Source organism: Pantoea sp. CCBC3-3-1, assembly GCF_007981265.1.
Taxonomy (GTDB): domain Bacteria; phylum Pseudomonadota; class Gammaproteobacteria; order Enterobacterales; family Enterobacteriaceae; genus Erwinia.
Genome location: NZ_CP034363.1, coordinates 2866596 through 2892726 on the forward strand (window position 1 = coordinate 2866596; position 26131 = coordinate 2892726).

A 26131-nucleotide genomic window follows, 5' to 3' on the forward strand; every position below is an offset into this window, starting at 1 on the left:
GGAGGCGGCTTACTTAATTATTCTTCATGCGGCTGTTCTTGATCATCAAAATAACTTAAATCTATCTCTACACGCTGACCCAAAGACCAGCCTTTCTTTGCCAATATGTGATCTGGAGTATTTTCAGGCACGTTAAAATAGTATGAATAAATCATCTCACCAGAGTTGCCTTCATCCGGATAGATATCGTCCTCATCCAAACCCATCTCTTCCAGTTCTTCATCGGTAAGTTCTAAATATTCTGCGAGCTTTGACTGTTTCATAACGCATCTCCACTTGGACGGTATTAACAGTAAAGCATCCCTTTCAATCCTTGCCAGCTTCGCGACACTTCACAGCGTGGCTAACCGTTATCCCTTGCCGGTGGATTCATCATCAGGCCCACTCGCAAATGGGCCTTGTGATGGTCACTCAGCTCTGGCTTGTGCAGCCAGATTTACCAGCTCAGTAAAATCCTTGCATAGCTCAAGATGGTGACCATGATCGTCTACAAATCTGTAACTCTTAAAATGTTCTAATATCTCTTTGGCGCTTTTGCCATAAAATGGAGAGTCCATAATTAAATCGTCAACCTGTTTCATCTTCAAACCTTCAGTCAGTAGGTTACGATGCTTCCTCAAGCATCCTTGAGATTGCCTTTCATAACGGTGGCATATATCAGTACAGTGGGGTACCCGCCAGCATTCATCAGGGCCTGCTTTCTGCCCCCTCAAAGGGGCAGTATTTTCATTTACACATCAAAAATGTTTATTCTTATCGTAAGGTAGGATAATTACTTGCGGGGCATGGCCCCGCTTTTCTGAGAGCCGTTGTGAAAGTGGCTCTCTGGTAGGAGGCTCCAATTCCAGAGCCTCCTAATTTGCTCATGTTCGAGTGATCTTCCCCTTTCCTGTCTCGGCGAGCACGTAGCTGATCAGCTCGTTAGCTTCGTTCACCAGGGATCTGATCTTTGATACATGCCCAGCTTTAACGCCTTTCCACTCATTGAGTCCAGTGCCAAACATGCTGGCGATTCTCTTGTCATGTTTCATGTCGGCGCAGGCTTGGTTCAGTTCCTCCATGATGCTTTGCTTGCGGGGGTTAATTACCACGCCTTTAGTCCAGTAGTCATGCAGGACGGCAAAGCACTCCTCCTGATATTCGACCAGTTTTCCCCGAATGGAGGCTTTCACCCTGGACGGGTTAATGCTGAAGAGCCAGCCATTTAACTTGCGAATAGGGATGCAGAGCATGTTTTGAATTCCGCCCCTTGAAGGTATTGCGATATCACAACACCCATACTTCTCTCGGTCTTTATTCAGTTTTACTGTCTGGGAAGCCCAATCCAAGCCAATACTTTCGACAACTGGTTTCATCGCCACATAATCAATACCCCCCTCCCGAACAGTGGTAAGGCGATCACCATGGAATTCTACTTCGCTGATTACTGGATATTGCATTGCGTATTTCCTTTCTTTGAGATGAACCTTTGCCGCAATGGAAATCAGCCCACCGAAGGCTCGCCAGCACTAAACTGACTTCCTCAAAGGCTCATTTCAAAGGGATCGGATTCGGTTTGGTTGGAAGCGCATTGCGGTGCGCGCGTTTACTGCGGGCACAAAAAAGCCCTGGCAGAATGAACTGTCAGAGCTGATTTTGGGCACAAAAAAAGAGCCAGACCCGAATGGGCATAGCTCTTCATCTTTGGAGAATTTAGCGCAGTTTCTTGCCCGGCTCAATATGAATATCCGGCGATGGATATTTTATTTCTGAAGTCGCCGTATGGCTGCCCGGTCGATGTTGGCTTGCTCAATAACGCCGTACAGTTCTGCGGACAGCTCAACCGCCTGGCCGAATGTCATATTGTCCGGCACCGTCGGTGCATCAATCGGGCTGGTTAACTCAGCGGGGATCGGAAGCTTTGGCTGGCTGATTGTCCGGTACTCCACCAGCGGATTTTGCTGCTTCGCGCAACCGGTCAGCAGCATTAGCGGGAACAGCAGAGGCAGCACACTTATTTGCCGCAAGATAAAGTTCAATTTCACTCTGTAGCTTCCTGTTTTGCTGTGCTGTTACTGCACGTTGCTCTATAACTTGTGACACAACGTCGTTCTGCTGCTTAACAGCTTTAACTAAGTCGCCAATACTTGCCGCCAGCCCATCGTTTTTAGAACGCAGATCGTTAATCTGGTCGTCTTTGCTGTTAGCCAGCTGCTCAAGGCGCTGATTGGTTGCCTCAAGCTGTGAGCTGCGAGCGTTCAGCATCCAGAGCGCCAGGCAGATAAGGCCGATAACGATGGCCGGACCAAAGTTTTTGATTAGCGTTAGCGGGTTCATGAGTTAAAGGCCTCACGTTCAGCAGCACGCCGTTTAACCAGGCCGGGCAGCAGCTTTCCACCCGCATTAACCCATTTGCCGAACTCATCAGCCGCACCGGCGTAATCGCCCGCGTTGAGTTTCTTCAGCAGCGTGGATTTAACGAAGTTGCCCGCGCCAAGATTGAAGATGAACGACACCAGCGCATCAAACTGGCCCTGTGTCAGTTTAACCTTCACGTTGGCGTTAACCGCCAGCTCTGCAACGTGCACATCCTCACGCAGAAATGCATCTGCCTGCTGGCCGGTGATTACGTCACCAGCCTTAACGCCGTGAGTGTGGCCATAGCCAATAGTAAGGATGCCCACGCTGTCTTTGTAAGCTTTCAGCTCAAGGCCTTCGAATTTCTTGATCAGGTTAATGCCGTTATTGCTGATTTTCATTCGTGCCTCCCGTCTTCGTGGCTATCCAGCTGTGAAGCCTGGCGCTGATGTAGTCGTTGCCGATATAGCCGATATAGATCGCGAACACCTGCGCGGCCGCGTCCGGTACGTTCCAGTTGAGTAATGCGCCAATTACCTGAAGCGTGGGTGCGGCAAAGAATGCCAGGGCGCTGCATGAAACAGCATCCAGTACTCGTTTACTCCAGGAGCTTTTTGCATAAGCACTGCGTAGTAGTGAAAACATGCCTGCTACTCCGGCATATCCCCATTCTGTTTTGTGGCTGTAGAGCCACAGCAGTACGCTGGCCCAAAAGCCCGGATCCTTTTCTGGCGGCATACATTTGATTCCTGCCGTCAGCAGGACGGCGGCTTTTAGTTAATTTTTTGAAAGTAGGAGGAAAATCTTAAGGCTGGTTTTGAGGATACAAATCGCAGACACAAAAAAAGCCCGCAGGCGCGGGCTTTCTGAATCAAAAAAATTTTATTTTTTTATTTTCTACATTATTATTATGGGTATTCCCTGGTGTTGGCCATATTGGCTCCCCCGCTTCACCCAAGCTGTCTTCAATGACTAATGAAGTGGGGATATTTTTTTCACCTTTCCATCCTCTCACTCAGAGCACGAAAGAGATAATACTTTTTGTCGATTACTACCATTGGTTACAACACTTAAACTATAAGCATTCTGCCTGGCACAAGAGATATCATCAACTGTGCTAAAGCACAGTCCAGACCAGCCATTTTCTTTAAACACCTCAGGTGAGCATCTTTGAAAGCCACCCGTAACTTTGATTTGGCTGATAATGTGGTGCCGGGTGCCTCCCGGTAAACTTCCCAGTTCAGAAGTTTGCGTGACTTGTTTACTAATGCCATTCAGTAGAACGGTAACTGATACGCCCCGCCGCACAGGGGGATTCACCACTGGTGCCAGTGTAGTACAATAAAACAGGGCCAGTAATAAAAAACCCGCATCAGCAGGCCTTCTCAGAGGCAGAACTGTCCTAAAGAAAGTTAAATTGCCTTTAATGAACACATGCTTAACCAGAAAGGTCTATATTTTAAAAGTCAGCTTATGAAAGATGGCTGATATCTTGTTAGATTTGTATTTCTCGCGCCTTTCTGGAAACGAATGGCGCTTTTTTTGCGCTAAGCACATCGCCATAATAAAAAGCATTGCTCTGATGGCAACATCATAAACTGGATGCTTTCAGAAACAAAAAAGCCCCGGCAGTTAGGCCAGGGCTTAAATTTCTTAACGGATGCACAACTGCCATCGTTAGAGCGAATTTACCACAGCTTCGGGAAAAGTAAATAGCTCGCGATAAAATAACGAACAATTATGTAGAGTGCTATGCAGTCACCTTGCGCAAAGCGCTATTTGCCCACGCTTCCTCAACCTCCAGCTTGCCAATCAACGAGTCGTAAAAAGGCTTAACGCTTTTCTTCCAAGTGTCCAGGCTGAGCAAATCAGTAACCTCGCAGACTGCCCGGTGGGCGTCTGTGGAAGGTATACGCTCATAACCTCGACCGGAGCATCGTTTGCAATCGCCCATAACAGGAACGCCCTGGGCTTTAGTTTTCTTTCTGTCCAGGGCTTTACCGCGCCCGGAACAGTCATTACAGGCCGCAGATACGATGCCACGCCCATCGCATGGCTTACACCTCACCCGTACTACCTCCCGGATATTGCGCCTGACGCCGCCCGCCAACGGGGATTTTATTGTGAATATCTCCGCTTCAATGAAGCCAACCCCGGAACACCAATCACACGGTTTAACGCTGGCAGCACTGCGGCAATAATCCAGGTAAGCATAAGTTGCGAGCACTTGCACGACCGCTGGTTTAATATCACTTTCGAGTTTGCGCAGGGCTGCAACCCTGTCGCAGGTTTCAAGAGCATATTTCGTTAACAGATTGATCGCCCGATCGCTTTCCTGCTTACTGATTCCCATCTTTCCCAGAAACGCGCTGTAGCCCATTTCAGCGCGATTCTGAGCCATTCCCATTGCAGCCATAACATCCGCGCCCGTTAGAGCTTCAGAGGCGGTTGCGCGTGGTGAATCAGTGAATTGAGGTGATTTTGGTGAATGAAATTTAATAGCGCTTTCAAGGTTCATACTGCCTCTCTTTGCTTAATAAGTTCACGAAGCAAAGCCCTGTAACGCGCTCTGATGGCGTCCAGTTCTTCGCGGGTGTATCGGTGAGGGTTGTTATTAGATTCGAGCGCTACGACTCGATGGAGGCCGATTTTTTCGATAAGGTTGATGCGATATGGCCCAATATTCCCGGAGTGATGCGTATTGCACGCTGAGCACTGACTGTGGACGTTGTCTTCGTTGAACCTGAGCTGTGATGCCGCCGCCGTTGTCCGGTAATGCCCGGCGTGATAAGCGATCGCCATCGTTCTCCCACAGCTGATGCAAATTTCCCCGTCCCGCGCCCGGATATAGTCGTTGAATGCACGTTGAGTCATGTTCATCCAGTGGCTTAACGGCTTCACATCGGCCTTGCGCTTATTCCACGCCGCGCGTTCCGCTTTCTCCTGGCGCTTTTGCTTGCGATCGGATAGCTGGTTTGTGAGATGGATTGCACATTTGGGGGAGCAGACGGTTTGCAGACTATTACGGGGAGAAAACTTCTCAGAGCAGACACGGCACTTTTTCGGCTTCGGCGGCTTAATGCCTTTAGCCATGCATTAGCTCCCTGTGTAATTCGATAATTTTATCACCATCAGGTCGGTCAATAGGATGCAAGTGCTTGCAGCTTACCTGTGCCCAGCCATTTTTTTTGGTAACAACGTTGTAGACTCTGCCTCCGGTAATTACCGCAGCAATGCCAGTTGAGATACAATGGTAAGCTTTTCCGTTGGGTGCTACATATTTTTCACCATCTGAAAGGAGAAACTCGACGGTAACAACCTTCCCAATATTAATACTTCCGGCAATCGTGAATGCTCCAGTCACTAGCGCCAGTCCACCAGCTTTTAATTCACTCATCGTCATCTCCATAGCCAGTGGGATTGGTGATTCAAAAGGACGTTGCACAGATGTGCTTTATAAGATGATAGAGGTATGGCGCATTTAGCGCATAACTTGTTTTCCATATCAGCTTCACATTTTGTGTTGATAGGTCCTGCTCACTTTCGGCTCATCACGTGATTCAGGCAGCAGCGCACTGACCAGCCAGAGGCGCGGATCGGTAGCGAGCGTCTTTTTAGTCTGAATTTTGCGAGCCGTGTAGCGGGAAAGGAGTTCTTCGGCGGTGGGGGTGCCTACAGGGTCATGGTCTGGTATTTGTGGCCAGCTCCGCGCGCGCCATCATTGGCTTTATCGCGATAAGTCCACGGCGGATCTGCATAAATTAGGGTGTATTTTTTCATCACGCCACTTGCTTTTGTCTGAGTTGGTTGTATTCGCTATCGGCCGGAACCGTCAGCCTGCATCCCACGTTTAGCGCCCATGCCTCCACCTGTGTGAGGTAGTGATGCATGTCGCCCGTGTCGAGGTCTGCCGTATGCCGTAGCGTCTGTACCTGAGTTCGTCCACCTGTTACCACGTCGACCATCTCGCGCTCTTCGTATCCCAGATAGGTGTGTTTCATAGCATCCTTGACCCATTCAGGAGATGCAAAAGGCTTACCGCGCTTAATCAAATAAGCGCTCAACTCTGCGTACCACAAGTGTTGTAGGGAATTCTGAGGGATACTGCGTTGATCACGCCATTCTGTGATTTTGATGCGCCAGCGTTTGCCGGATGATACGAGGTCGAAAATGTGTTGAGTGAACTGGTCCAGGGTTGATTTGTGCAAACAGAAGTCCTGCACGGATCACCTCCGGTTAGCTGTCTCCAAATGTTTATTTAAGCTATCTTCTGCTTTTAGAAGCACCTCATTAATTACCTGGTCACTATGCCCGCCTTCAATATTGAACACTTTCAATAAAAGCAAAGCACACTTGACGTCCTCCAGATAGTCATTGCGTAAATTCAACGACGAAATTTCAGCTATCATATTTATCTCCATTAAAATTTGGACCTATTATTCTATTGATAACAGGTGCCACTATGGTTATTTAAGTTTTCAGTAAAGATACTGGCACAGAAATCCAACTTCCCATAACTGAATGAACTACAGCGCGGTAGACAGCCTCTGGTAAACTTCTTCCAACTGAAGGTGCCCTTTCATCAAGGTAGGCTATAAACATAAATTTATGCCCTCCGCTGCTCAGGAAGATGTTCAAATTGGTTATCAGGTATCCGGCCTTATCCCAGGTGCTGTGAACGCCTTCGGGCCAGCTTCCACCGATAGCTTTAAGTACCGCCCATTCCAGAGCCTTGCCTTCCAGTTCATCAGTCTGAACAGTTTCAATCTGCATTCCGTTCCCCAAGATTACTGTCTTTTAAGACAGTAAATAATTACTCATCAAATTTGATGGTAGTTATTCCACATTCTTGTTTCTGTTTCACCTCAATATTGTCTCAGATTAATATATTCAGAATTTGACCATACGTATGTAACTAAATAAACCCTCATGGCCAGATCACTATAAACAGACTATTCTCATTCAATTAATTCATTTTACCCTCCCATATTGAATGATTCAAAATTGGCCTTAATAATGTAATCGTGCGCCTCGCGGGCCAGCATGCCCATTGCGTGAATTGTGTCCTGTGCTTGTGCCAGCGTCAGGATCGGCTTTTCGCTGAGATTGACGACAGACAGCGCCAGTTTCCGCGCCGTGCTCCGTAGCGGCGGCTCTATTATCAACTGCGTTACATTGCTCATGATTTCACCTTCCGCATGCCAAGCTTCTGCCTGATTTCCGCGATTGTATCCAGTCCCTTTTCGTTGCTCACAGGGCAATGCAGCTTCGGTATCTGCGCGACCGGCGCGCCAATCTTCTCGCCTGAGTCGAGACGCTTAGCCATTGAGCGCAATTCCTTCACGCACTTCTGACGCAGCTCTGCCGGGGTCAGGTTCATAGAGCGCATCTGCGAATACAGAGCGGGTACCATCAGCCAGCACTCGTTGCTCTGCCATGGGTATTTTTCCGGGCTGTCGTAGAAACCACGGCGCGCGCTGTACTCCATCACCATGTCGTAAAGCTCGTCCGCGTCCGGCAGGCCATAGCGGCTGGCTTCCCCCTGGCGGCACCAGGCGACAAACTGACCCGGAGAAGGCAGGAACGGCGTTTCCTGCTGACGGGCCAGCTTCATACCGGCGTTAACCTGATCGATACTGGTTATGCCGTTCTCGGCAAATGCCAGCACCCACTGTCGGCGCAGCTCGTTCAGCTCATCCTGAGTTTTGATATTTACCATCAGTGCCGGGAAAGCCGCTTTCAGCTGGTGGAATAGCTCATTGAAAATATGGATCGCCTGCTCAGGTACCTGCTGCCTTGGCTTTTCAACGGCATGCATCTGCTGCAACGCCTGGCCGTCGCGGTTCTGAATGGCGGTAACGACGTTTCTCATAGCTGTAACCCCTCTGCCCAGTCAGTGTTGTTGAAGTCCAGAACCGGTCTGCGGGTGTCGGTGCCGGATATCGCTTTGCTGCGTTTGACTTCCAGCGTCACCCATTTTTCACGAAGCGTTGCAGGGCACAGGACGTTGCCCTTCCAGAAACTGTCCTGGCAAGCCCATTTGAACAGCACGCACATATCCCGGTGCAGCCTCTCGTCTCTCTCACGCATCAGGCGAATGTCATTAGCCCAGGCGGTGTAGTTCGGCTTCCTGGCTGACGGGGCTACTCCCTTCACCACGTCAAACATCCACTCCGCCGCGCGCAGGTCGTCAGCAGTGCCCCACTTGTCCCCTTTCGGTGACTGAATGGCTGCATCAGGTCGTTGCGGTTTTGGTTGCTGGCCAGCAGGAGGGGGATTTCTCTGACGAGAATCTAATACGTTAGTATTAGATGTTATATTGTTTGTGGCACTTTGATGGCAATCTGTTGGCACTACCTCCCCGCCAGTCCTTGCTGTATGCGGGTTTGCGATGGCACTTTGATGGCAATCTGTTGGCACAACTTTTTGCTGATAATCATCGTATTTTGTGACCAGAATCTTCGAAAATTTCTTGTTCGATTCTTTGCTGATCATCCCCATTTTTTCGAACTTCAGCAGCAGGTATTTTATCCGGTTCGGGTCAATACCGGTTTCCTGTGCCAGGGTGTACCGCCCTGTAACAAACTCACCCCTTCTGCACAAAATAACGCCAAACTCGGTATTAACCGGTCCGGGTGCATGGTTGGCAGAGAGGATGAAGTGTATCCACAGGTGAACAGCGTCAGAATCCGTCCTGTAGAAAGGCAGTTCCATTATTTTTCTGTGCAGCAAGGCAAACCCCTTACCGGTTGCCTCCGGTCTGTCAGCGGCCTGCTTATCAGGCCGTAATGGTGTTACGTTGGAATAAGCGAGGTTCATGCGGCCCCCCCGCCGTTAGTTGGGATGCCAGCTCGGTACTCAGCCAGGATGCGGTTGATTTCTTCAGAGTAATCAGGGCTAAATTCCAAACGAGGCCCCAAAATTTCGTCAAAGAATTTTGCATTCACCAGCAGCTCTACCAGACGCCGGGCTTTCTTGGCGCTGAATTGCGGCATGGCGTCGCTCTTGGTCAGCTTCTTCTTACCGGCAGCACGGGCCTTATCCATCTGGGCCAGCGCCACTGATTCCGCCCTGGCGCCATGTTGCTGTGAAAGTGCTACGGCTGTTGTCGGGGCTACTTCGCCAGATTTGACCATTGCGATCAGACCATCGCCACATTCCAGCAGCTGGAGGTGATAACTCACATCCGCCACTGAGCGTTTTACCTTCTTCGCTATCTCCGCAGGTTCCCAGCCCTGATTACTGAGCCGTTGATATGCCGCAGCACGTTCCAGTGGGGCCAGCGCCTTACCCTGTGAGCTGGTGACCATAAACGCGATGCGATCGGCTTCAGTCCCAACAAAATCCTTGCACTCCAGCCTGGCGACTTCATGCCCGGCATCGGTAGCCATCTTCGCGCCGTAATAGCGGTGATGGCCGTCGATAACTTTTACGCCCTGCTCTGTTACCTGGACCGCCAAAGGCGGCACAAACTCACCAGCGATAAACGCATCGCGGAATTCTGCGACATGTTCCTGATCGATTTCACGGACGTTATAGCCAAGTTCGACATATAATTCGCTCAGCGGAACCAGAAACGTTTTTTTAACGGTCGTTTCGGTGCCGTTTTTGTCTTTTGCCTTGTAAAGCAGTGATAAAGAACTCATAATTACTCCTGTAAATTGATCCAGTCTTTTCGCATCAGGCCTCGAAGCTGTTCGCGCAGCTCGGGGCTTTTTCTTTTCCTATCACCGCCTCAACTGCCTGCCTGGCAACCTCAGCTATCAGGCTTGTTTCCCATACCTTTTCCAGCAGCACGAAAACCGTCGCCATATCGCGCAGGTTTAATCGGCTCACCTTCGATTCATGCCATCCGGCTTCAGCAGCGAGAACGCGTTGGCCCTTGTGCGTCAGCCGGGATCGGAGTTCAGTCTCCACCTGGTTAATCAACTTGCTGTTACTTGCGTTTTCCATTTCGTATGATTTCTATGTTGAATAGTTAATTACGTGCGAAGGCCGTAAGCCTTCACGTTGTTGTTTGGGGTGAAACACCCTCAGCCAGATTGTTTAAAGAGCGGTACTGCTTAAGCGGCCTGGATATCACGCTTGCTGCTGGGGAATGGCTTAAGTTCCTCAGCAATCACCCGTCCATTTTCAAAGATGGTGACCGTGATATTTCTCCCTGATGAAAGAGCTTTACTGATGGCGCTTTGACGTACATTGAAAATCTCAGCGGCCTTCTCTTGCCCGTTCCGGGAGACGAACACTGACAAAGGCAGTTTTTCCATGATTGTCTCCTTAAAAACAGAACTTATTATCACCAATAGTAATGAAATAGTCAACACTAACGGTGATTGGTGATTATTCCTCGTGGTTATAAAATGGCAGTATGAAAAAGAAACCCTTAACACCAGAACAGATCGCTGATGCCAACCGGTTAAAAGCGATTTTTGAAAACAAAAAGAAAGTTCTTGGCTTGTCTCAAGAGACGCTGGCTGAGCGGATGGGTATGGGACAAAGTGGCGTAGCGCAACTGCTGAATGGCTCAAATGCTATCGGCCCGGCCCATGCTGCCAGGCTAGCCAAAATACTTGGTGTTTCGGTAGAAGATTTTAGTCCCAGCATTGCGGCGGAAATTGCAGATATGTACGCATCGTTGCAGGGTTCGCCAGCTGCGAAGCCACAATACGAGTATCCACTCTTTGCGCATGTGCAAGCCGGCCCCTTTGCTGAAATCGGCAGCTACACGGCCAGTGATGCTAAGGCATGGGTGCCAACGACGAAGAAAGCCAGCGAGAAAGCATTCTGGCTTGAAGTTAAGGGGCACTCTATGACGGCCCCACAAGGAGTTCGCCCGAGCTTCCCGGAGGGAATGCTTATTCTGGTTGATCCGGCCGTAAATGTTGAGCCAGGTGATTTCTGCGTGGCAGCTGCTAACGGCTATTCAGAGGCAACCTTCAAGAAGTATGACCTTGATTCAGGCATAAGCTATCTGGTGCCGCTGAATCCGGCATACAGGACGATTGACTGCGATCACAGCATTCGCATCATCGGCAAAGTGGTTAAGGCCCAGTGGCCGGAAGAGACGTTTGGGTAATATGAAGTCGCAGAGTTGCAGCCTTTTCAGTCACAAACTCGTTGACGGCAAATCAGTGATGCACAAGAATGAAAGTGTGTAATAGGCATTTTTTTTGTATTGAGGATTTATGGCTCAGGCTTTTATAAACAGGAAAATGTTAACGTGGGCGAGAGAAAGAGCGAATCTTTCTACAAGCTATGTTGCATTAAAAATGAAAAAAAAACCGGAACTCATTGAAAAATGGGAAGACGGCTCTCATCCTGTTTCTTTTGCTGAAGCACAAAAATTCGCAGATATCGCCAATATCCCTTTTGGTTGTCTTTATCTTGATAAACCAATTGATGAAAATCTACCTATACCTGACCGACGCACCATTGGAAGCAGGGATGTTGACATCTCTCTTGAGCTCAGAGACACCTTAACGGATGTGATGATAAAGGTTGATTGGTATAAAGAATATTCTGCAGAAGTTGGTCTTGACAAGGCAGACCTTGTTGGAAAATACAACAAAAATACCCCTTACACAATCCTTGTAAAAGAACTAAGAAGCCGGCTTTTAGTTAGCATTCCGCCTAAAAGTGGAAAATGGGAAGATTTTTTTACAAAATTAACTAAAGAAGTCGAAAGAAATGGAATTTTAGTAATGAAAAATGGGGTTGTTAAGAACAACACTCATAGGCCCATTAATGTAAAAGATTTCCGTGGTTTCTGCGTGGCGGACGAAAGAGCACCAGTTATTTTTATTAATAACAATGATGCGAAGTCCGCGCAATTATTTACTCTTATCCATGAGTTGGCTCACCTCATGATCGGCGAATCTGCTATAAGCGATCTAGACCACAACAATAAATCTAGAGAGGAGCAACTGTGTAATGCTGTTGCCGCTGAATTTCTGGTGCCGGAAGATAAAATGAAGGACAGATGGATAGATGATTCCGATTGGGAACAGAATATCCACTCTTTGACCAGCTTCTTTAAGGTTAGCCGGTGGGTAATTGCAAGAAGAGCTTTGACTCTAAACCTTATTACTGAGAGTCAATATGTATCTTACGTCGCTAAAATCAATGATAAATCTCCCGGTGGTGGCGGTTCTTACCCAAGAACTCAAAAAGGGAGAGTTAGCGAAACCTTTGCTAAAGCTGTTGTGACTCAGGCATTAGAAGGCAAGTTGCTTTTGAGAGAAGCACAAAGATTAACCGGCATTCGACCAAGCAAAATCAATGAATTCGCTCAGAAGGAATTGGGACTTTGACATATATCATCGACTCAAACATTTTCATCCAAGCTCAAAATGAATATTACTGCATGGATATATGCCCGGGTTTTTGGGATTTTTTATCTGAGCGATTTTATTCCGGGGAATTGTTAAGCATTAAAAATGTCTATGATGAAATTGCTCATAGAGATGATCCAATTTATGACTGGGTGAAAGACAGAAAAATCTTTTTTTCAGCTGTCGACGATGAAGCAACACAAAGAAATTTTGCAGATATTGCTAAATATGTTCAGACGGAATATGGGTCAAGAAAGAAAGACAATCATAACATTGCTCCGTTTTTGAGCGTTGCTGATCCATGGTTAATCGCAAAGGCAAAATCTTTATCTGCAACTATAGTAACTCATGAAGTCAGGGCTAAGGGAAGCCCAAAACCAAAAATCCCTGACATTTGTGACCATTTTGGTGTTAGCTTCATTAGAACCAACGAATTACTGCGAAGTTTACAAATTAGGTTCATTAAAGAATTATAAAAAGAGCAATTATCTCCACCCCCGTATAGCCCGCCACTGAGCGGGCTTTTTTGTGCCTGCAATTTGCCTTTAAACAGGTCAGTTTTTGTAATGTTTTTGATGAGTTTAATAAAATAATTTGTTAAGATATTTCCGATTGCAATCAAAGGAAAATATAAGTGAAAAAGATTTTAGCTTTAGCTGCGGTAGTAATGGCGCTGGCCGGATGTAGCAACCGTGTAGCAGATCTCACTGTTGCCAGTACTAAAAACTATAATTTGAACTCGAATAACTTCGTCAAAGGCGCTCGCGTGAAGGCTGAAGACGCCGCCCCAGTGGTAATTTTCCCGCTAGGAATTCCTAACGTGAAAACCGCCATTGACAGAGCTATTGAGAAGAATCGTTGCTCAGTTGCTCTATCAGATGTAGTAGTCACTCAGTTCAACTACTCCTTCCTCTTTGGCCGGTTTGGATACATTATCGAAGGTACTGAAGTTATCGATCGCGGCCAGCCTGGCTGCGAGAACGCCAGCTAATAAAGCTTAACTGTAATCAACCCGGCCGCCGCGCCGGGTTTTTTGTGCCTACTACCCAGCCCCCTCCCACCCTAGATACAACTCCTGAAACTAAATTTCCTTTAAATTCATGAATATCAACACCGCCCGTAATAATTTATCACCATTAGTGTTGACTATAAAATTACTAATGGTGATACTAACTCCCATCAGCCGGACGCTGGCAGACACGAAACGGACTTACTGCTCTTTAACAATCAGGATTGAGGGTGATACACCCCACCAGAGTGCAGTTGGCTTTGGGATGCAGGCAGAAGCCAACCTCTTCGGCGGAGGCGCTTGGCAATGAGTACGCGACCGGGGTTAGTCGCCCGGCTGTCTGCATCACCTAAGCCAATTACAGGAGGCTCTATGCCACGCAATAAGCAAAAGAATCTGGCTCGTGCAGCAGCGCACCGGGCTGAGAAAGCCGGGCAGCAGCGTTTTGAACGCAAGATTGAAGCAGCGCTATCTGGCTGCTCCGATCGAGTACTGAAAGCAGTGAACGCTCCGAGCGTGCGCAGTAAGCCGCAGCCAAGTGCTGACAATCTATGCTTGGGCGACGTTGCTTTGTACGCCGCCGGGTTCCGCAAGAAAACAGAAACAGTGACAGCGAGGTGAGTATGTTGCTTAAACTGCCGAAGGGTATGAAATGGCAACCTTTGCCCTTACCTCGAAAGTGCCCTTGCTGCGGCGCTGATTTAGAAAAAATCGTGAGCGCCCAAATAAGCCAAAAACAATCCAAAGATACACAGGACAGTGCCAGTAAAGCTGAAAGCTCTTTTATGCCCGGATGCCAAAAACTGACGCCCCGAAGCTTCCTGAAGTATTGTTTTAAGAGGGTGATTCTTCCATTCACCAAGCCCAAAAAAAATCACGCCAAGCGAGATTAGCAGGCTTGGTTTTGTCGGCAGGTTGGGAAGTAAACCTGCTGCCGTAGCAATAAACGCGAATGTTCCGATCCAAATAAAGACCTTGTACCAGGCATCTAATGCCAGTTTAGAAAGAATACTATCCATTTTTTCTCAAATCACTGTAGGGGTGATTTAAGGATACAAGGAATCTCGCTGTAGGGGTATGGCGGGCGCACCTCGCCTGATGTGGTTAAAAGCAGGCACCTAACTATACTAGGCCGCATATGCGGCCTTTTTTACACCTGTATATCATTGCTGGTTTGCGAGCTGGCACAGATATGCAACCTACTGAATAAAGAAACCACCCATGCAAATCGCTATTGCAAGGGCGCTTACAGTATTCACTGATTTAAGAAGTTGTAGAAAGGCCGGTAATTTCGGTAAGACCTTCGTGATTTATTACGGGTTCAGCCTGGTCTACAGCTCTTGATATGGTGAGTAAATCTTGCAACTCTGTAAGAAGAATAGCTGCATCGGTTTTCAGGACATCATCGGAATCAGCGGATTCAATTACTGTGTTGATAGCCTTGTTCGCGCTTTCGATCATCTCTGTGACACCGCCCTGTTTACTGACGGCCAGTACAAGAGCACTGATCAATAGCGATTGCGCTTCTACTCGAGCCGTAAGCTGTTTAGTTTCAGCGTCTATTTTTGAAATTTTAGCTAACATGCTCAAAACGACGTTTTTCATATCCACCCCCCTTGCAAAAGGGGGATTTTACGCTAGCGGCCTATGGCTGCAAGATAAATAATCCTAAAAAGCATCAGGTTCTAGCTTAGATAGAAGCGGATTTTTTACGCCAAAAAAACTGTTGCTCCGCATTTGCCCGCCACCGTGCGGGCTTTTTTATGCCTATAACAAAGCGGCTTCACAGAGGCCTCTCCGTTATGAAACCCACTAACTAAGGAAATCACCCATGCAAATCGCTATTGCAGGGGCGGCATGCGGTCGCCCTTTCCACGCCATTAACAGCATTCAGTTTAACCGTTCCAACATCCTGACCAGCGCTTCGTTCACCCCGCCGCCACGTAAAAGCTGGCTGCAAAAGCTTTGGGAAATGCTCTGTTCAGAGGGCCGTCCATGAATCGCTTCGTAATGTACGACCGCAACGAACAGGCGAAACACGATGCTGAGGCTGCCCAGGTAGCGCGTGATGAATGGATCCGCACCAAAGCTGCTGAGCTGGCTGACAGCTTCCCCGAAACAGCTATGGAGTTTTACAGGCCGTCTTTAGTTATGTCTCCCTATCGTGTCGGCCTCGACTCAGACGAAGCGCAAGATGCATACGCCGCATTCGTTGACGCTGTCTGCCAGGCTAAAGCGAAGCAACTTTACGTTGAAGCATATTTTTTGGGTGAGGTGGCGTGATGGAACCGGGTCTTTATCTCAATATCAGCAATGAGGATTACCACGCCGGTGCTGGTGTCAGTAAATCGCAGCTGGACGATATCCTGATTAATCCGGCGATCTTCAAGTGGCGTAAGGAAGCGCCGGTCGACACTGAAAAGCTTAAGGCGCTGGATATGGGTACCGCCCTGCATTGCCTTCTGCTGGAGCCGCAGGAATTTGATAAGCGCTTTATCGTGGCCCCGGAATTTAACCGGCGCACGACCGCAGGCAAAGAAGATGAAAAGCAGTTCCTGAAAGACTGCGAAAACGCTGGCATGACAGTTATGGATGCCGAACAGGGTCGCAAGCTGATGCTGATGCGCGAAAGTGCGCTGGCCCACCCTGCCGCACGCTGGCTGCTTGAGGCTGAGGGCCATTGTGAGGCATCTGTTTACTGGAACGACGAGGAGACTGGCGAGCTTTGCCGGTTCCGACCGGACAAGTTCCTCAACGGCCAGCCCGTGGTAGTCGATGTAAAAAAGGTCGCTGATATGGATCGCTTCCCACGCCATGTCGAAGAGTTCCGCTATCACATGCAGGACGCCATGTACCGTGAAGGCTTTTACCGGCACTTCAACGAATACCCCATGTTTATCTTCATCGCCGTGAGCGAAACCATCGACTGTGGCCGTTACCCCACCCGCGTTTTCCAGCTCGAAGAAGAAGACACCGCCGCAGGCTTTGAATTGTTTCGCCGCAGCCTGGACACCTATCACGAATGCCGCACGACTGATAGCTGGGGCGGCATTGAAGAAATCACCCGCCCGGCCTGGGCGAAGAAAAAGGATCACTCATGAGCAACGAAATCATCCACGCCCCGGTTAACGAAGCCGAGACCAAAGCGGCCATCTTCAGTCCGTCAGGACTGCAAAAGCTACAGGCCTTTGCTGATGTTATGGCTAAGGGACGCGCCACAGTCCCGGCTCACCTCGCAGGAAGTCCCGCTGATTGCATGGCCGTGGCATTACAGGCTGCTCAGTGGGGGATGAACCCGTACGCCGTTGCTCAGAAAACCCATCTGATTAATGGCGTTCTTGGCTATGAGGCGCAACTGGTCAATGCCGTTATTACCTCTATGGCTCCAACAAAAGACAGGCTCCATTACGACTGGTTCGGCCCGTGGGAAAATGTCATCGGGAAGTTTGTCGAAAAGACCTCTCAGAAAGGGAATAAATATATAGCCCCCAACTGGAACATGACCGACGAGAAAGGCTGCGGCGTACGTGTCTGGGCGACACTCAAAGGTGAAGATGAACCACGCGTCCTTGAACTTCTTTTATCTCAGGCTCAGGTGCGTAACTCCACACTTTGGGGAAGCGATCCGAAACAGCAGCTGGCTTATCTGGGCGTAAAACGCTGGGCGCGCCTCTACTGTCCTGACGTCATTCTGGGCGTCTACACACCGGATGAGTTCGAGCAGAAAGAACGCATTGAACGCGACGTAACACCGGCCCGCACCCGGCAGGATTTAAACAATCTGATCAACCAGAGGGCTGCCCAACCGGCACAACCGGAAAGCGGTCAGGCACCGGATCGGATGCCAGAAGAACTGCTGAAAGATTTCACCGAAGCGGCCAGCAAAGCGTCAAGCATCGACGAGCTGGATAAGTTCTATAAATACGCTGCCCGCATGTTGGTTAATGATATCAAAAAGTTAAATTTAGCTACTGATGTTTATCAAGTTCGGCACCATGAATTAACCTCATCTGTTAGTTAAGAAAGAAGTAAAATTAATACAGCAGCCTTCCTTCTACAACTAATCTTTTGAAATTTTGGCATATATTAAAAAGAAAACCTAATTTCTTAAAATCATAAGTTATTTTAATTAAATAACCACCAATAACTGCCGATGAAATAACTACGGGTAATTTTCCTGTATCTATTGCTGGGGGTTATTGTATGTATATAGACATTTATCAAAGTAACAAGAACAATAAAAAATTCATTGTTGTTCCATCCGGTTCGATTCTTGAAGTGAAAAACTTTGGTCCGGAAGCAATTGACTTTATTTCTTTCATGCCTTTTATTACAAAATTCCCTCTTGGCTTTGGGATTATTGGACTGAATGTGGATGAGGCAAGAAGTAATCTTTTACGTAAAGGTTTTCACATTTTCCTTTAAAGTTATGGTGATAATTTGTACAAGCTTATCAATTCAAACCACCCAAGCGGTGGTTTTTTTACATCCAAATTTCAGGAGTTAACCATGTGTGATATCGCAGATGAAGCTTTTGCATGTGAAGAATGGGAGCGCGAGCCGTCATGTACAGAACAACAAAGGAGAGTGGCATGAGCATTGAATGGGATGGTAAAGGCCTGCCGCCGGTTGGGTGTGAGTGTGAGTTAGTTAATTTCTACGGTGAGGATTATCCTGAATTCGTAGGGGAGCCTGGTGAGAAAGTTAAGATAATCGGAAATGGATTTACAAACGCTTGCCCTGTCGCGTTCTATGAAGCCGATGGCGGTCGGGGTGAAATGCTGGCGTATGCAGTTGCTACATGTTTTATCCCAATTCGCACCAAAGCAGAGCGCAGGCGTGAAGAATCAGTTCATGCTATGAATGCTGCATGGCGCGCACGCGCAGGTGAAGAAGATGACGGCAAGCTCAAGTCTATCTACGAAATCATCTATGACGCCATCACCGCCGGTAAAATCCCCGGCATAAGGCTGACCGATGACGCCGGAGACTGAAAACGCCCTGCGGTCAGTTGCCCGAAGTTGCAGAAAGGAAATCATCAGCACCAAGAAAGGCAAACCCAAATCAGAGTATGACCGCATTACCACCCTTTTGTTAGACAAATACACAAAACTAATCACCGCGCTGCCGCCTGGCAGATACCCGGCCCGCCAATGGCTGGTCTACTTCGTGCGCGTGGTGGATAAGGAGATGAAGAATGTCAGTTGAATTAATCGATAAGCGCCGTGCTGGCGAACGCATCAGAGACCTCGGCCTACCAAACGGAACGTGGTTCAAAGTCCTAGCTATCACCGGCATGAAAAAATTGATTGATACTCAGAACACCAACGATCCACTTCAGGTAACCGCAGCGAAAGCAAAAAAGATGGCTGCACTTATCGAGCCATGGACGCCGCCAGATGGTTGGGTAAACGGCAACGACCGAGAATGGCATGCAAAAATGAAAGCCTACCTCATTGAATTCTTGCTGGGCTGCAACGGCTTCCGCACACGCTAATCACCCTCCCCACATCATCGCAACCAAAGAGGCAGTATGGAAAATATAATCCAGCTCGTACCGGGCAAGTGGGTCGCTGAGTCTGTGCTTATTGCGATCACCGGAATGAAGAAAAACACCATTAAAGCGGCCCGTGATCAGTCATGGATGGAGGGCCGAGAGTACAAGCATGTGGCAGCAGATGGGCAGCCGCGAGATAACTCGATGTGTTTTTACGACTGGAGGGCTATCGAAAAGTGGATTGACCGTCAGCCAGCGGCGATCCCCCGTCGAAAATCTGCTTAAATGCAGAGACATTTAGCAAAGGAGAAAGCCCATGACGAAATACCCAACCGGAGTCGCCCCTAACAAGGGGCATCTACGGATATGGTTTATGTATCGCGGTTCCAGAAGGTGGGAAACGCTCGGCGTACTGGACACACCAAAAAATCGCAAGATGGCCGGGGAGATGCGAAACAATATTGTTTATCAGATAAAAACAGGCGTGTTTGATTACCGCTCAAGCTTTCCTGAATCCCGGATTTTTAAAAACGAATCCGTAGCTCAGGATACGGTAGTCACTCTCAGAGCCATTGCTGATACCTGGCTAAAGCTAAAGAAACCGGAACTGGCTCACAGCTCGTACAAAGCCTACGAGCGTCGGATCAGGGTAACGATTGAAATGATGGGGGAAAATTTAAACATCAGGAGCGTGAAACAGGAGGATTTTCTCAATCTGCGGAACGAACTTTTGACGGGATACCATGCGAATGGTAGGAATTATAAGGTGAGAAAAAAAGGCAGATCCGTCTCGACGGTCAACGGCAGTATGGGCGATCTGCTTGCCCTGTTCACATTTGCATATAGCAATGGTTATATCGCTGCAAATCCTATGGCAAATATTAAACCGCTTAAGAAATCTATTAAGCGCCCTGACCCTTTAACGCGTGAAGAATATCCGCGCTTCATCAAAGCCTGTAATACCCGACAGATTACCAATTTCTGGACACTGGCCATTATGACTGGTATGCGTCATGGTGAGCTGTGTGCGCTTGCGTGGGAGGACATTGATCTGGTCGCTAAAACGATCACAGTTGCCCGCAACCTAACCAGTGAAGGGCTTTTTACGCCACCAAAAACTGAGGCGAGCAATAACCGTGTAATTTGTCTGGTAGATGGCGCTATTCACGCTCTACAAGACCAGATGGAATTTACACGGCTATGTCCGCCTTTTGCTTTCGATTTTCATACACGTGAGTACGAAGAGCGGATCCCCGATCAGAAAACATTTGTTTTTAATCCATCCGTAGGCGCTGTGAATGGCAATTACGGCGCACATTACTCAGTCGATTCGATTGGCCAAACGTGGACAACAACGCTAAAGAGAGCCGGACTTCGCCACAGGAAAGCGTACCAGTCCCGACACACCTATGCATGCTGGTCACTTGCTGCCGGAGCAAACCCCAACTTTGTAGCAAATCAAATGGGCCATACTGATGCACAGATGGTCTATCAAGTTTATGGCACCTGGATGCAGGAAAACAACACCGAACAGATCGCCATGCTAAACCATAAACTCAATGAGTTTGTGCTACAGGTGTGCTCCACCCAGAAGACCGCCTGAAAAAGATATTATATATCAGCAATTTAAATATCTACACCTGCATATTCATCATTTCCTGATAGGCGCTGACCAGCTTGTTACGCACCTGAATGCCCATCTGCATGGAAACAGAGGCTTTCTGCATATCCACCATCACATCGTTCAGGTTAACGCCGGGTTTACCCATCTCGAAGTCCTGCGCCTGCGTACGGGCTGCGTTCTGAGTATCACTGATTTTATTCAGCGCTTCTTTTAACTGTCCTGCGAAATCTGACTGACCTGCTGCTTCATTACTCTGACCACTCGCCTGAAGTGCTGCGGTCTGTAACTGCTGCATTACGCTCTGAATGCCTTGAATTGACATGGTTTGCCTCGATAGGTTTATGACAACGATTTTTGTTGATGGAAAACTTAACACAATGTCAATAAGACAAAGCCGCTAAATGAACGCAAAAATCATGGCTTATCCACCCATCGAAATTTGCGTTTCGACAAATAATGGCAGCCATCAGAGTTGAACAAATTTTTAGTCAGTACATCAGGGAGTCAGATTTGTTACGACACTACACGAAACAGTCCGGTCAACTGTCAGGCGGGAAAGAGTCATGAATGCAACTGTCACGCAGGATCAACCAGAGAAGAAAGGTTTGAACGACCTTTTTACTCGCTTAAAGGCAAATCCTCGCATCCCGATTATCATCGCTGCGGCGGCTGCCGTTGCCATTATTATCGCCATGGTGCTGTGGGCTAAACAGCCTCAGTACCAGGTGCTTTATAACAATCTCAGCGATGAGGATGGCGGTGCCATCATTACTCAGCTTACCCAGATGAATGTGCCTTATCAGTTCGATGATAAAGGCGGCGCGCTGATGGTTCCCGCTGAGAAAGTGCACGAGCTGCGTCTGCGCCTGGCGCAACAGGGTCTGCCAAAAGGCGGCGCTGTTGGCTTCGAGCTGCTGGACCAGGAAAAATTCGGCATCAGCCAGTTCAGCGAGCAGGTTAACTACCAGCGTGCGCTGGAAGGCGAACTGGCACGCACCATCGAATCGCTGGGCCCGGTGAAAAACGTTCGCGTTCACCTCGCTATGCCTAAGCCGTCACTGTTTGTGCGCGAGCAGAAATCGCCAACGGCGTCTGTAACCTTAACGTTGCAGCCTGGCCGTGCACTGGATCAGGGACAGGTTGGCGCTATCGTTCATATGGTTTCCAGCAGCGTTGCTGGTCTGCCGCCGGGCAATGTGACCGTTGTCGATCAGGCCGGTCATCTGCTGACCCAGTCTGATAATGCAGGCCGTGACCTTAACGATGCTCAACTGAAATACGCGACCGATGTGGAAAGCCGTTTCCAGCAGCGCATTGAAGCGATCCTGAACCCGATTGTAGGCAACGGCAACGTACATGCTCAGGTTACCGCGCAGATTGACTTTAACTCTCGCGAGCAGACTGATGAGACGTATCAGCCAAACAGCGACCCGTCAAAACAGGCTATTCGTTCACGTCAGTCGAGCAACAGCGAGCAGCTAGGCGGTGCAAATCAGGGTGGTGTTCCAGGCGCCTTGTCTAATCAACCAGCGCCAGCTAACACCGCGCCGGTGACAACGCCGAATACCAATAACCAGAATGGTGCCAATGCAGCCAACGGCGCGAATAACGCAGCGGCTAATCAAAACACCAGCACGGCGAAAACCGGTCCATCGAACACCCGTAACGATGACACCACCAATTACGAAGTAGACCGCACCATCCTGCATACGAAGATGAATGTGGGTGAAGTACAGCGTCTGTCAGTGGCCGTAGTTGTGAACTACAAAACGGACGCCGCAGGTAAGCCTGTTGCGCTGACCGATGCACAGCTGAAGCAGATTGAGAACCTGACCCGTGAAGCCATGGGCTACTCGGACAAACGCGGCGACAGCCTGAACGTGGTTAACTCACCGTTCAACGAAACCGCAGACACCGGTGGCGACCTGCCGTTCTGGCAGCAAGAGTCCTTCATCGAGAAGATGATGGATGCCGGACGCTGGGTACTGGTACTGATTGTGGCCTTCATCCTCTACCGCAAGCTGGTTCGCCCACAGCTGAAGCGTAAAGCGGATCAGGAGAAAGCCGTGGCCGAAGCCGTCGCGCTTGCCAAACAGGCACGCGGTGAGGACGAGGACGAAGCAGTATCGGTCAAGCTGTCTAAAGACGAACTTGATCAAGAACGTAAGTCACAGCACCGCATGAGTGCTGAGGTAATGAGCCAGCGTATTCGTGACATGTCTGAAAATGACCCACGCGTGGTGGCTCTGGTTATTCGCCAGTGGATGAAGGACGAGCTATGAGTCTCACCGGTACCGAAAAAAGCGCCATCCTGATGATGACAATTGGCGAAGACCGCGCCGCCGAGGTGTTCAAACACCTCGGAACCCGCGAGGTTCAGCACCTGAGTGCAGCCATCTCCAGCATGCGTCAGGTTTCACACAAGCAGCTGACCGACGTGCTGCGTGAATTTGAAGTGGATGCCGAGCAGTATGCGGCACTGAACGTTAACTCTAACGATTACCTGCGCACGGTACTGACCAAGGCGCTGGGCGAAGAGCGAGCGTCCAGCCTGCTGGAAGATATTCTCGAAACACGCGAAACCACCTCCGGGATGGAAACGCTCAACTTTATGGAACCGCAGGCGGCTGCCGATCTTATTCGCGACGAGCATCCACAGATTATCGCGACGATCCTGGTACACCTCAAACGCTCCCAGGCCGCCGACATTCTGGCGCAGTTCGACGAGCGTCTGCGTCACGATGTGATGCTGCGTATCGCGACATTCGGCGGCGTACAGCCAGCCGCACTGGCAGAACTGACCGAAGTACTGAACGGTCTGCTGGATGGCCAGAACCTGAAGCGTGCGAAGATGGGCGGCGTGAGAACCGCAGCGGAAATCATCAACCTGATGAAGACGCAGCAGGAAGAAGCCGTTATCGAAGCCGTTCGCGAATTCGATGGCGAACTGGCCCAGAAAATCATCGACGAGATGTTCCTGTTCGAAAATCTGGTGGAAGTCGACGACCGCAGCATCCAGCGCCTGTTGCAGGAAGTGGAGTCCGAATCGCTGCTGGTGGCTCTGAAAGGTTCCGAACAGCCGCTGCGCGAGAAATTCCTGCGCAACATGTCTTCGCGTGCGGCAGATATCCTGCGCGACGACCTGGCAAACCGTGGCCCAATGCGTATGTCGGCGGTCGAGAGCGAGCAGAAAGCAATCCTGCTTATCGTTCGTCGTCTGGCAGAGAGCGGCGAGATGGTGATTGGCGGCGGCGAGGAACAGTATGTCTGATAAATCATCGCTGCCCTGGCAGCGCTGGATGCCCAACGATCTTGGGCAGCCAGACAAGCCTCTGATGGAAACATTTGACGAACCGCCTTCACTGCCTGTGACCGACGATCCGTTCAGTCTGCAACAGTTCGAGCTGGAGCAGATGCAGAGCCAGGCGCGCAGTGAGGCTCAGGGCCAGGGCTATACTGAGGGTTATCAGAAAGGGTTTAACGAAGGTCAGAAAGCGGGCTACGACGCCGGCTTTCAGCAGGGCATGGCGGAAGCGCAGCAGCAGCAGGCGCCTTTACAGGCGCGTATGCAGCAGCTGGTTTCAGAGTTTAACCACACGCTGGAGGCGCTGGACAGCGTGATCGCCGCGCGTCTGATGCAGCTGGCGCTGGAAGCGGCACGCCAGGTGATTGGCCAGGCGCCGCACGTAGACGGCACCGCCCTGCTTCGTCAGATTCAGGGCATGATCCAGCAGGAGCCGATGTTCAGCGGCAAACCCACGCTGCGCGTCCACTCTGATGATTTACAGCGCGTTGAACAAACATTAGGCGCGACGCTCAGCCTGCACGGCTGGCGCCTGATGGCCGATACCTCCATCCATCCCGGCGGCTGCAAAGTCAGCGCCGAAGATGGCGATTTAGACGCCAGCATCGCCACTCGCTGGCATGAACTGTGCCGCCTGGCTGCACCTGGAGAACTGTAATGACCACTCGCCTGTCGCGCTGGCTTGGCGCACTCGATTCATTTGAACAACGTCTGGATAAATTGCCGGACGTTCGTCGATATGGTCGCCTGACCCGCGCCACCGGTCTGGTGCTGGAAGCGACGGGCCTGCAACTGCCGCTGGGCGCAACCTGCGTGATTGAGCGTATGGACGGCAACGGGATTGCAGAAGTCGAAAGCGAAGTGGTGGGCTTTAACGGCCAGAAACTGTTTTTGATGCCGCTGGAAGAAGTCGAAGGCATCTTACCTGGCGCACGCGTGTATGCCCGCGTGGCAGGAGACAGCCAGCACAGCGGTAAACAGCTGATGCTTGGCCCGGAATTGTTAGGTCGCGTGCTCGATGGCAGCGGCCGTCCGCTTGATGGTTTGCCATCGCCGGAAACCGGCTATCGCGCGCCGCTTATCACCCCACCGTTTAACCCCTTACAGCGCACGCCGATTACCGAAGTGCTGGATACCGGCGTCCGGGCCATTAACGCCCTGCTGACGGTAGGTCGCGGCCAGCGTATGGGCCTGTTCGCCGGTTCCGGCGTAGGTAAAAGCGTGCTGCTGGGCATGATGGCTCGCTACACCAAGGCGGATGTGATTGTGGTTGGCCTGATCGGCGAACGTGGTCGTGAAGTAAAAGACTTTATTGAAAATATTTTGGGCACCGAAGGCCGCGCGCGTTCGGTGGTCATCGCTGCACCTGCGGATGTGTCACCGCTGCTGCGTATGCAGGGTGCGGCTTACGCCACGCGTATTGCTGAAGATTTTCGCGACCGTGGCAAGCACGTGCTGCTGATTATGGATTCTCTGACCCGCTATGCCATGGCACAGCGTGAAATCGCGCTGGCCATTGGCGAACCTCCGGCGACCAAAGGCTATCCACCTTCCGTATTCGCTAAATTGCCCGCGCTGGTGGAACGTGCCGGCAACGGCGTGGACGGCGGCGGTTCGATTACCGCTTTTTATACCGTTCTGACCGAAGGTGACGATCAGCAGGATCCGATCGCCGACTCCGCCCGAGCGATTCTGGATGGCCACATCGTGTTGTCACGTCGGCTGGCCGAGTCGGGCCACTATCCGGCCATTGATATTGAAGCCTCAATCAGTCGTGTGATGTCGCACCTGATTGATGACACGCATTACGCGCGCGTCCGCCAGTTTAAGCAGTTGCTGTCGAGCTATCAGCGTAACCGCGATCTGGTCAGCGTGGGTGCTTACGCCGCCGGCAGCGACCCGACGCTGGATAAAGCGATCAAAATTTACCCCGAACTGGAAGCGTTTCTGGCGCAGGGCATGTTTGAACGCAGTACCTTTGATGATGCCTGCCTGCATTTGCAGGCGATATTTGGTTAACACCGGGGCA

At 49.8% G+C, this 26131-nt stretch carries 40 protein-coding genes and 1 pseudogene; 20 read left to right on the plus strand and 21 right to left on the minus strand.

The features are described from left to right. Positions 1-17: 17 nt before the first annotated feature. Both EHV07_RS13435 and EHV07_RS24540 read right to left on the minus strand, forming a co-directional pair. A complete protein-coding gene (locus tag EHV07_RS13435) occupies positions 18-263 on the minus strand; it encodes a hypothetical protein (protein ID WP_147198543.1) in 246 nt (81 codons plus the stop codon). 144 nt (positions 264-407) lie between these two features. Next, positions 408-581 (minus strand): hypothetical protein, encoded by a 174-nt coding sequence (locus tag EHV07_RS24540; protein WP_168199628.1) that lies wholly within the window; start codon positions 579-581, stop codon positions 408-410. A gap of 50 nt (positions 582-631) precedes the next feature. Here EHV07_RS24540 and EHV07_RS13440 point away from each other — a divergent pair, with 50 nt between their 5' ends. Further along, positions 632-772: a KTSC domain-containing protein gene (locus EHV07_RS13440; RefSeq protein ID WP_254446360.1), complete on the plus strand. Its 141-nt coding sequence runs from the start codon at positions 632-634 to the stop codon at positions 770-772. Positions 773-863: 91 nt separating this feature from the next. On the opposite strand, the gene EHV07_RS13445 is transcribed toward EHV07_RS13440, so the two are convergent. The 16 genes and pseudogenes from EHV07_RS13445 to EHV07_RS13530 form a co-directional block, all read right to left on the minus strand. Then, positions 864-1439 carry a phage antirepressor N-terminal domain-containing protein gene (locus EHV07_RS13445; RefSeq protein WP_147198544.1) on the minus strand — a complete coding sequence of 192 codons (576 nt, stop codon included), beginning with the start codon at positions 1437-1439 and terminating at the stop codon, positions 864-866. 442 nt (positions 1440-1881) lie between these two features. After that, positions 1882-2316 carry an Rz lytic protein gene (locus tag EHV07_RS13455; RefSeq protein WP_147198546.1) on the minus strand — a complete coding sequence of 145 codons (435 nt, stop codon included), beginning with the start codon at positions 2314-2316 and terminating at the stop codon, positions 1882-1884. Then, complete coding sequence (locus EHV07_RS13460) at positions 2313-2738, minus strand: lysozyme (protein ID WP_147198547.1); 426 nt, start codon at positions 2736-2738, stop codon at positions 2313-2315. The genes EHV07_RS13455 and EHV07_RS13460 overlap by 4 nt, the downstream gene beginning before the upstream one ends. Then, entirely contained in the window at positions 2722-3075 is a 354-nt protein-coding gene (locus tag EHV07_RS13465; RefSeq protein ID WP_147198548.1) for a phage holin, lambda family, read from the minus strand. Before EHV07_RS13465 ends, EHV07_RS13460 begins: the two co-directional genes overlap by 17 nt. Positions 3076-4087: 1012 nt before the next feature. Continuing rightward, a complete protein-coding gene (locus tag EHV07_RS13470) occupies positions 4088-4855 on the minus strand; it encodes an antitermination protein (protein ID WP_147198549.1) in 768 nt (255 codons plus the stop codon). Continuing rightward, complete coding sequence (locus EHV07_RS13475; RefSeq protein WP_147198550.1) at positions 4852-5430, minus strand: recombination protein NinG; 579 nt, start codon at positions 5428-5430, stop codon at positions 4852-4854. Before EHV07_RS13475 ends, EHV07_RS13470 begins: the two co-directional genes overlap by 4 nt. Further along, complete coding sequence (locus EHV07_RS13480; protein WP_147198551.1) at positions 5423-5734, minus strand: hypothetical protein; 312 nt, start codon at positions 5732-5734, stop codon at positions 5423-5425. The genes EHV07_RS13475 and EHV07_RS13480 overlap by 8 nt, the downstream gene beginning before the upstream one ends. A gap of 278 nt (positions 5735-6012) precedes the next feature. Further along, positions 6013-6120: pseudogene (locus EHV07_RS24920) on the minus strand (adenine methylase); the annotation flags it as partial. After that, positions 6117-6545: a YbcN family protein gene (locus EHV07_RS13495; RefSeq protein ID WP_254446244.1), complete on the minus strand. Its 429-nt coding sequence runs from the start codon at positions 6543-6545 to the stop codon at positions 6117-6119. The gene EHV07_RS13495 and the pseudogene EHV07_RS24920, both read right to left, overlap by 4 nt. 262 nt (positions 6546-6807) lie before the next feature. Next, positions 6808-7110, minus strand: coding sequence for a hypothetical protein (locus EHV07_RS13500; protein WP_147198553.1), 303 nt, complete (start codon positions 7108-7110; stop codon positions 6808-6810). Between the two features lie 203 nt (positions 7111-7313). Beyond that, positions 7314-7520 carry a hypothetical protein gene (locus EHV07_RS13505; RefSeq protein ID WP_147198554.1) on the minus strand — a complete coding sequence of 69 codons (207 nt, stop codon included), beginning with the start codon at positions 7518-7520 and terminating at the stop codon, positions 7314-7316. Next, the gene (locus tag EHV07_RS13510; protein ID WP_147198555.1) at positions 7517-8209 is read right to left on the minus strand and encodes a replication protein P; all 693 of its coding nucleotides are present in this window, start codon (positions 8207-8209) and stop codon (positions 7517-7519) included. The genes EHV07_RS13505 and EHV07_RS13510 overlap by 4 nt, the downstream gene beginning before the upstream one ends. Next, positions 8206-9156 carry a replication protein gene (locus EHV07_RS25190; protein ID WP_147198556.1) on the minus strand — a complete coding sequence of 317 codons (951 nt, stop codon included), beginning with the start codon at positions 9154-9156 and terminating at the stop codon, positions 8206-8208. Before EHV07_RS25190 ends, EHV07_RS13510 begins: the two co-directional genes overlap by 4 nt. Then, a complete protein-coding gene (locus tag EHV07_RS13520) occupies positions 9153-9983 on the minus strand; it encodes a DNA-binding protein (protein WP_147198557.1) in 831 nt (276 codons plus the stop codon). The genes EHV07_RS25190 and EHV07_RS13520 overlap by 4 nt, the downstream gene beginning before the upstream one ends. Before the next feature lie 34 nt (positions 9984-10017). Next, positions 10018-10290, minus strand: coding sequence for a CII family transcriptional regulator (locus tag EHV07_RS13525; RefSeq protein WP_147198558.1), 273 nt, complete (start codon positions 10288-10290; stop codon positions 10018-10020). 110 nt (positions 10291-10400) lie between these two features. Continuing rightward, positions 10401-10604, minus strand: a complete 204-nt coding sequence (locus EHV07_RS13530; protein WP_147198559.1) for a Cro/CI family transcriptional regulator — start codon at positions 10602-10604, stop codon at positions 10401-10403. Positions 10605-10705: 101 nt separating this feature from the next. Here EHV07_RS13530 and EHV07_RS13535 point away from each other — a divergent pair, with 101 nt between their 5' ends. The 5 genes from EHV07_RS13535 (at position 10706) to EHV07_RS13555 (ending at position 14298) form a co-directional block, all read left to right on the plus strand. Beyond that, positions 10706-11413: a LexA family transcriptional regulator gene (locus EHV07_RS13535; protein WP_147198560.1), complete on the plus strand. Its 708-nt coding sequence runs from the start codon at positions 10706-10708 to the stop codon at positions 11411-11413. A gap of 109 nt (positions 11414-11522) precedes the next feature. Further along, positions 11523-12647, plus strand: a complete 1125-nt coding sequence (locus tag EHV07_RS13540; RefSeq protein WP_147198561.1) for an ImmA/IrrE family metallo-endopeptidase — start codon at positions 11523-11525, stop codon at positions 12645-12647. Then, positions 12644-13144, plus strand: a complete 501-nt coding sequence (locus tag EHV07_RS13545) for a DUF4411 family protein (protein WP_147198562.1) — start codon at positions 12644-12646, stop codon at positions 13142-13144. The genes EHV07_RS13540 and EHV07_RS13545 overlap by 4 nt, the downstream gene beginning before the upstream one ends. Positions 13145-13302: 158 nt before the next feature. Then, positions 13303-13659, plus strand: a complete 357-nt coding sequence (locus tag EHV07_RS13550) for a hypothetical protein (RefSeq protein WP_147198563.1) — start codon at positions 13303-13305, stop codon at positions 13657-13659. Between the two features lie 390 nt (positions 13660-14049). Further along, positions 14050-14298 (plus strand): hypothetical protein, encoded by a 249-nt coding sequence (locus EHV07_RS13555; protein ID WP_147198564.1) that lies wholly within the window; start codon positions 14050-14052, stop codon positions 14296-14298. Positions 14299-14378: 80 nt separating this feature from the next. Here the strand turns inward: EHV07_RS13555 and EHV07_RS13560 are convergent, their stop codons facing one another. Together EHV07_RS13560 and iraP are read right to left on the minus strand one after the other, a co-directional pair. Further along, positions 14379-14696, minus strand: coding sequence for a hypothetical protein (locus EHV07_RS13560; RefSeq protein ID WP_147198565.1), 318 nt, complete (start codon positions 14694-14696; stop codon positions 14379-14381). A gap of 244 nt (positions 14697-14940) precedes the next feature. Beyond that, complete coding sequence (iraP, locus tag EHV07_RS13565) at positions 14941-15282, minus strand: anti-adapter protein IraP (RefSeq protein WP_147198566.1); 342 nt, start codon at positions 15280-15282, stop codon at positions 14941-14943. A 226-nt stretch (positions 15283-15508) separates the two neighbouring features. Here iraP and EHV07_RS24545 point away from each other — a divergent pair, with 226 nt between their 5' ends. From EHV07_RS24545 to EHV07_RS13610, 10 genes are all read left to right on the plus strand, one after another. Further along, the gene (locus EHV07_RS24545) at positions 15509-15676 is read left to right on the plus strand and encodes a hypothetical protein (protein ID WP_168199629.1); all 168 of its coding nucleotides are present in this window, start codon (positions 15509-15511) and stop codon (positions 15674-15676) included. Then, a complete protein-coding gene (gene gamL / locus EHV07_RS13570; RefSeq protein ID WP_147198567.1) occupies positions 15673-15960 on the plus strand; it encodes a host nuclease inhibitor GamL in 288 nt (95 codons plus the stop codon). The genes EHV07_RS24545 and gamL overlap by 4 nt, the downstream gene beginning before the upstream one ends. Further along, a complete protein-coding gene (locus tag EHV07_RS13575; RefSeq protein WP_147198568.1) occupies positions 15960-16778 on the plus strand; it encodes a PD-(D/E)XK nuclease-like domain-containing protein in 819 nt (272 codons plus the stop codon). The genes gamL and EHV07_RS13575 overlap by 1 nt, the downstream gene beginning before the upstream one ends. After that, positions 16775-17698, plus strand: a complete 924-nt coding sequence (locus EHV07_RS13580; RefSeq protein ID WP_147198569.1) for a RecT family recombinase — start codon at positions 16775-16777, stop codon at positions 17696-17698. Before EHV07_RS13575 ends, EHV07_RS13580 begins: the two co-directional genes overlap by 4 nt. Positions 17699-17880: 182 nt before the next feature. Continuing rightward, complete coding sequence (locus tag EHV07_RS13585) at positions 17881-18102, plus strand: hypothetical protein (RefSeq protein WP_147198570.1); 222 nt, start codon at positions 17881-17883, stop codon at positions 18100-18102. Between the two features lie 167 nt (positions 18103-18269). Continuing rightward, the gene (locus EHV07_RS13590; RefSeq protein ID WP_147198571.1) at positions 18270-18671 is read left to right on the plus strand and encodes a hypothetical protein; all 402 of its coding nucleotides are present in this window, start codon (positions 18270-18272) and stop codon (positions 18669-18671) included. Next, the gene (locus EHV07_RS13595; protein ID WP_147198572.1) at positions 18655-18885 is read left to right on the plus strand and encodes a hypothetical protein; all 231 of its coding nucleotides are present in this window, start codon (positions 18655-18657) and stop codon (positions 18883-18885) included. Before EHV07_RS13590 ends, EHV07_RS13595 begins: the two co-directional genes overlap by 17 nt. Continuing rightward, a complete protein-coding gene (locus tag EHV07_RS13600) occupies positions 18875-19174 on the plus strand; it encodes a hypothetical protein (protein WP_147198573.1) in 300 nt (99 codons plus the stop codon). Before EHV07_RS13595 ends, EHV07_RS13600 begins: the two co-directional genes overlap by 11 nt. A 36-nt stretch (positions 19175-19210) precedes the next feature. Then, positions 19211-19459: an excisionase family protein gene (gene xisR / locus EHV07_RS13605; protein WP_147198574.1), complete on the plus strand. Its 249-nt coding sequence runs from the start codon at positions 19211-19213 to the stop codon at positions 19457-19459. Positions 19460-19490: 31 nt separating this feature from the next. Further along, complete coding sequence (locus tag EHV07_RS13610) at positions 19491-20777, plus strand: Arm DNA-binding domain-containing protein (protein WP_147198575.1); 1287 nt, start codon at positions 19491-19493, stop codon at positions 20775-20777. A 31-nt stretch (positions 20778-20808) separates the two neighbouring features. On the opposite strand, the gene fliE is transcribed toward EHV07_RS13610, so the two are convergent. Beyond that, positions 20809-21120: a flagellar hook-basal body complex protein FliE gene (gene fliE, locus EHV07_RS13615; protein ID WP_147198576.1), complete on the minus strand. Its 312-nt coding sequence runs from the start codon at positions 21118-21120 to the stop codon at positions 20809-20811. A 241-nt stretch (positions 21121-21361) separates the two neighbouring features. On the opposite strand from fliE, the gene fliF reads away from it, so the two are divergent. Genes fliF through fliI form a run of 4 tightly spaced genes read left to right on the plus strand, consistent with a single transcriptional unit; the run spans position 21362 to position 26121 of the window. Then, positions 21362-23080 carry a flagellar basal-body MS-ring/collar protein FliF gene (fliF, locus tag EHV07_RS13620; RefSeq protein ID WP_147198577.1) on the plus strand — a complete coding sequence of 573 codons (1719 nt, stop codon included), beginning with the start codon at positions 21362-21364 and terminating at the stop codon, positions 23078-23080. Then, a complete protein-coding gene (fliG, locus tag EHV07_RS13625) occupies positions 23077-24069 on the plus strand; it encodes a flagellar motor switch protein FliG (RefSeq protein ID WP_147198578.1) in 993 nt (330 codons plus the stop codon). The genes fliF and fliG overlap by 4 nt, the downstream gene beginning before the upstream one ends. Continuing rightward, complete coding sequence (gene fliH, locus EHV07_RS13630; protein WP_147198579.1) at positions 24062-24760, plus strand: flagellar assembly protein FliH; 699 nt, start codon at positions 24062-24064, stop codon at positions 24758-24760. The genes fliG and fliH overlap by 8 nt, the downstream gene beginning before the upstream one ends. Beyond that, on the plus strand, positions 24760-26121 hold the full coding sequence (fliI, locus tag EHV07_RS13635; protein ID WP_147198580.1) for a flagellar protein export ATPase FliI: 1362 nt from the start codon (positions 24760-24762) through the stop codon (positions 26119-26121). The genes fliH and fliI overlap by 1 nt, the downstream gene beginning before the upstream one ends. The last annotated feature ends 10 nt before the right edge of the window (positions 26122-26131 follow it).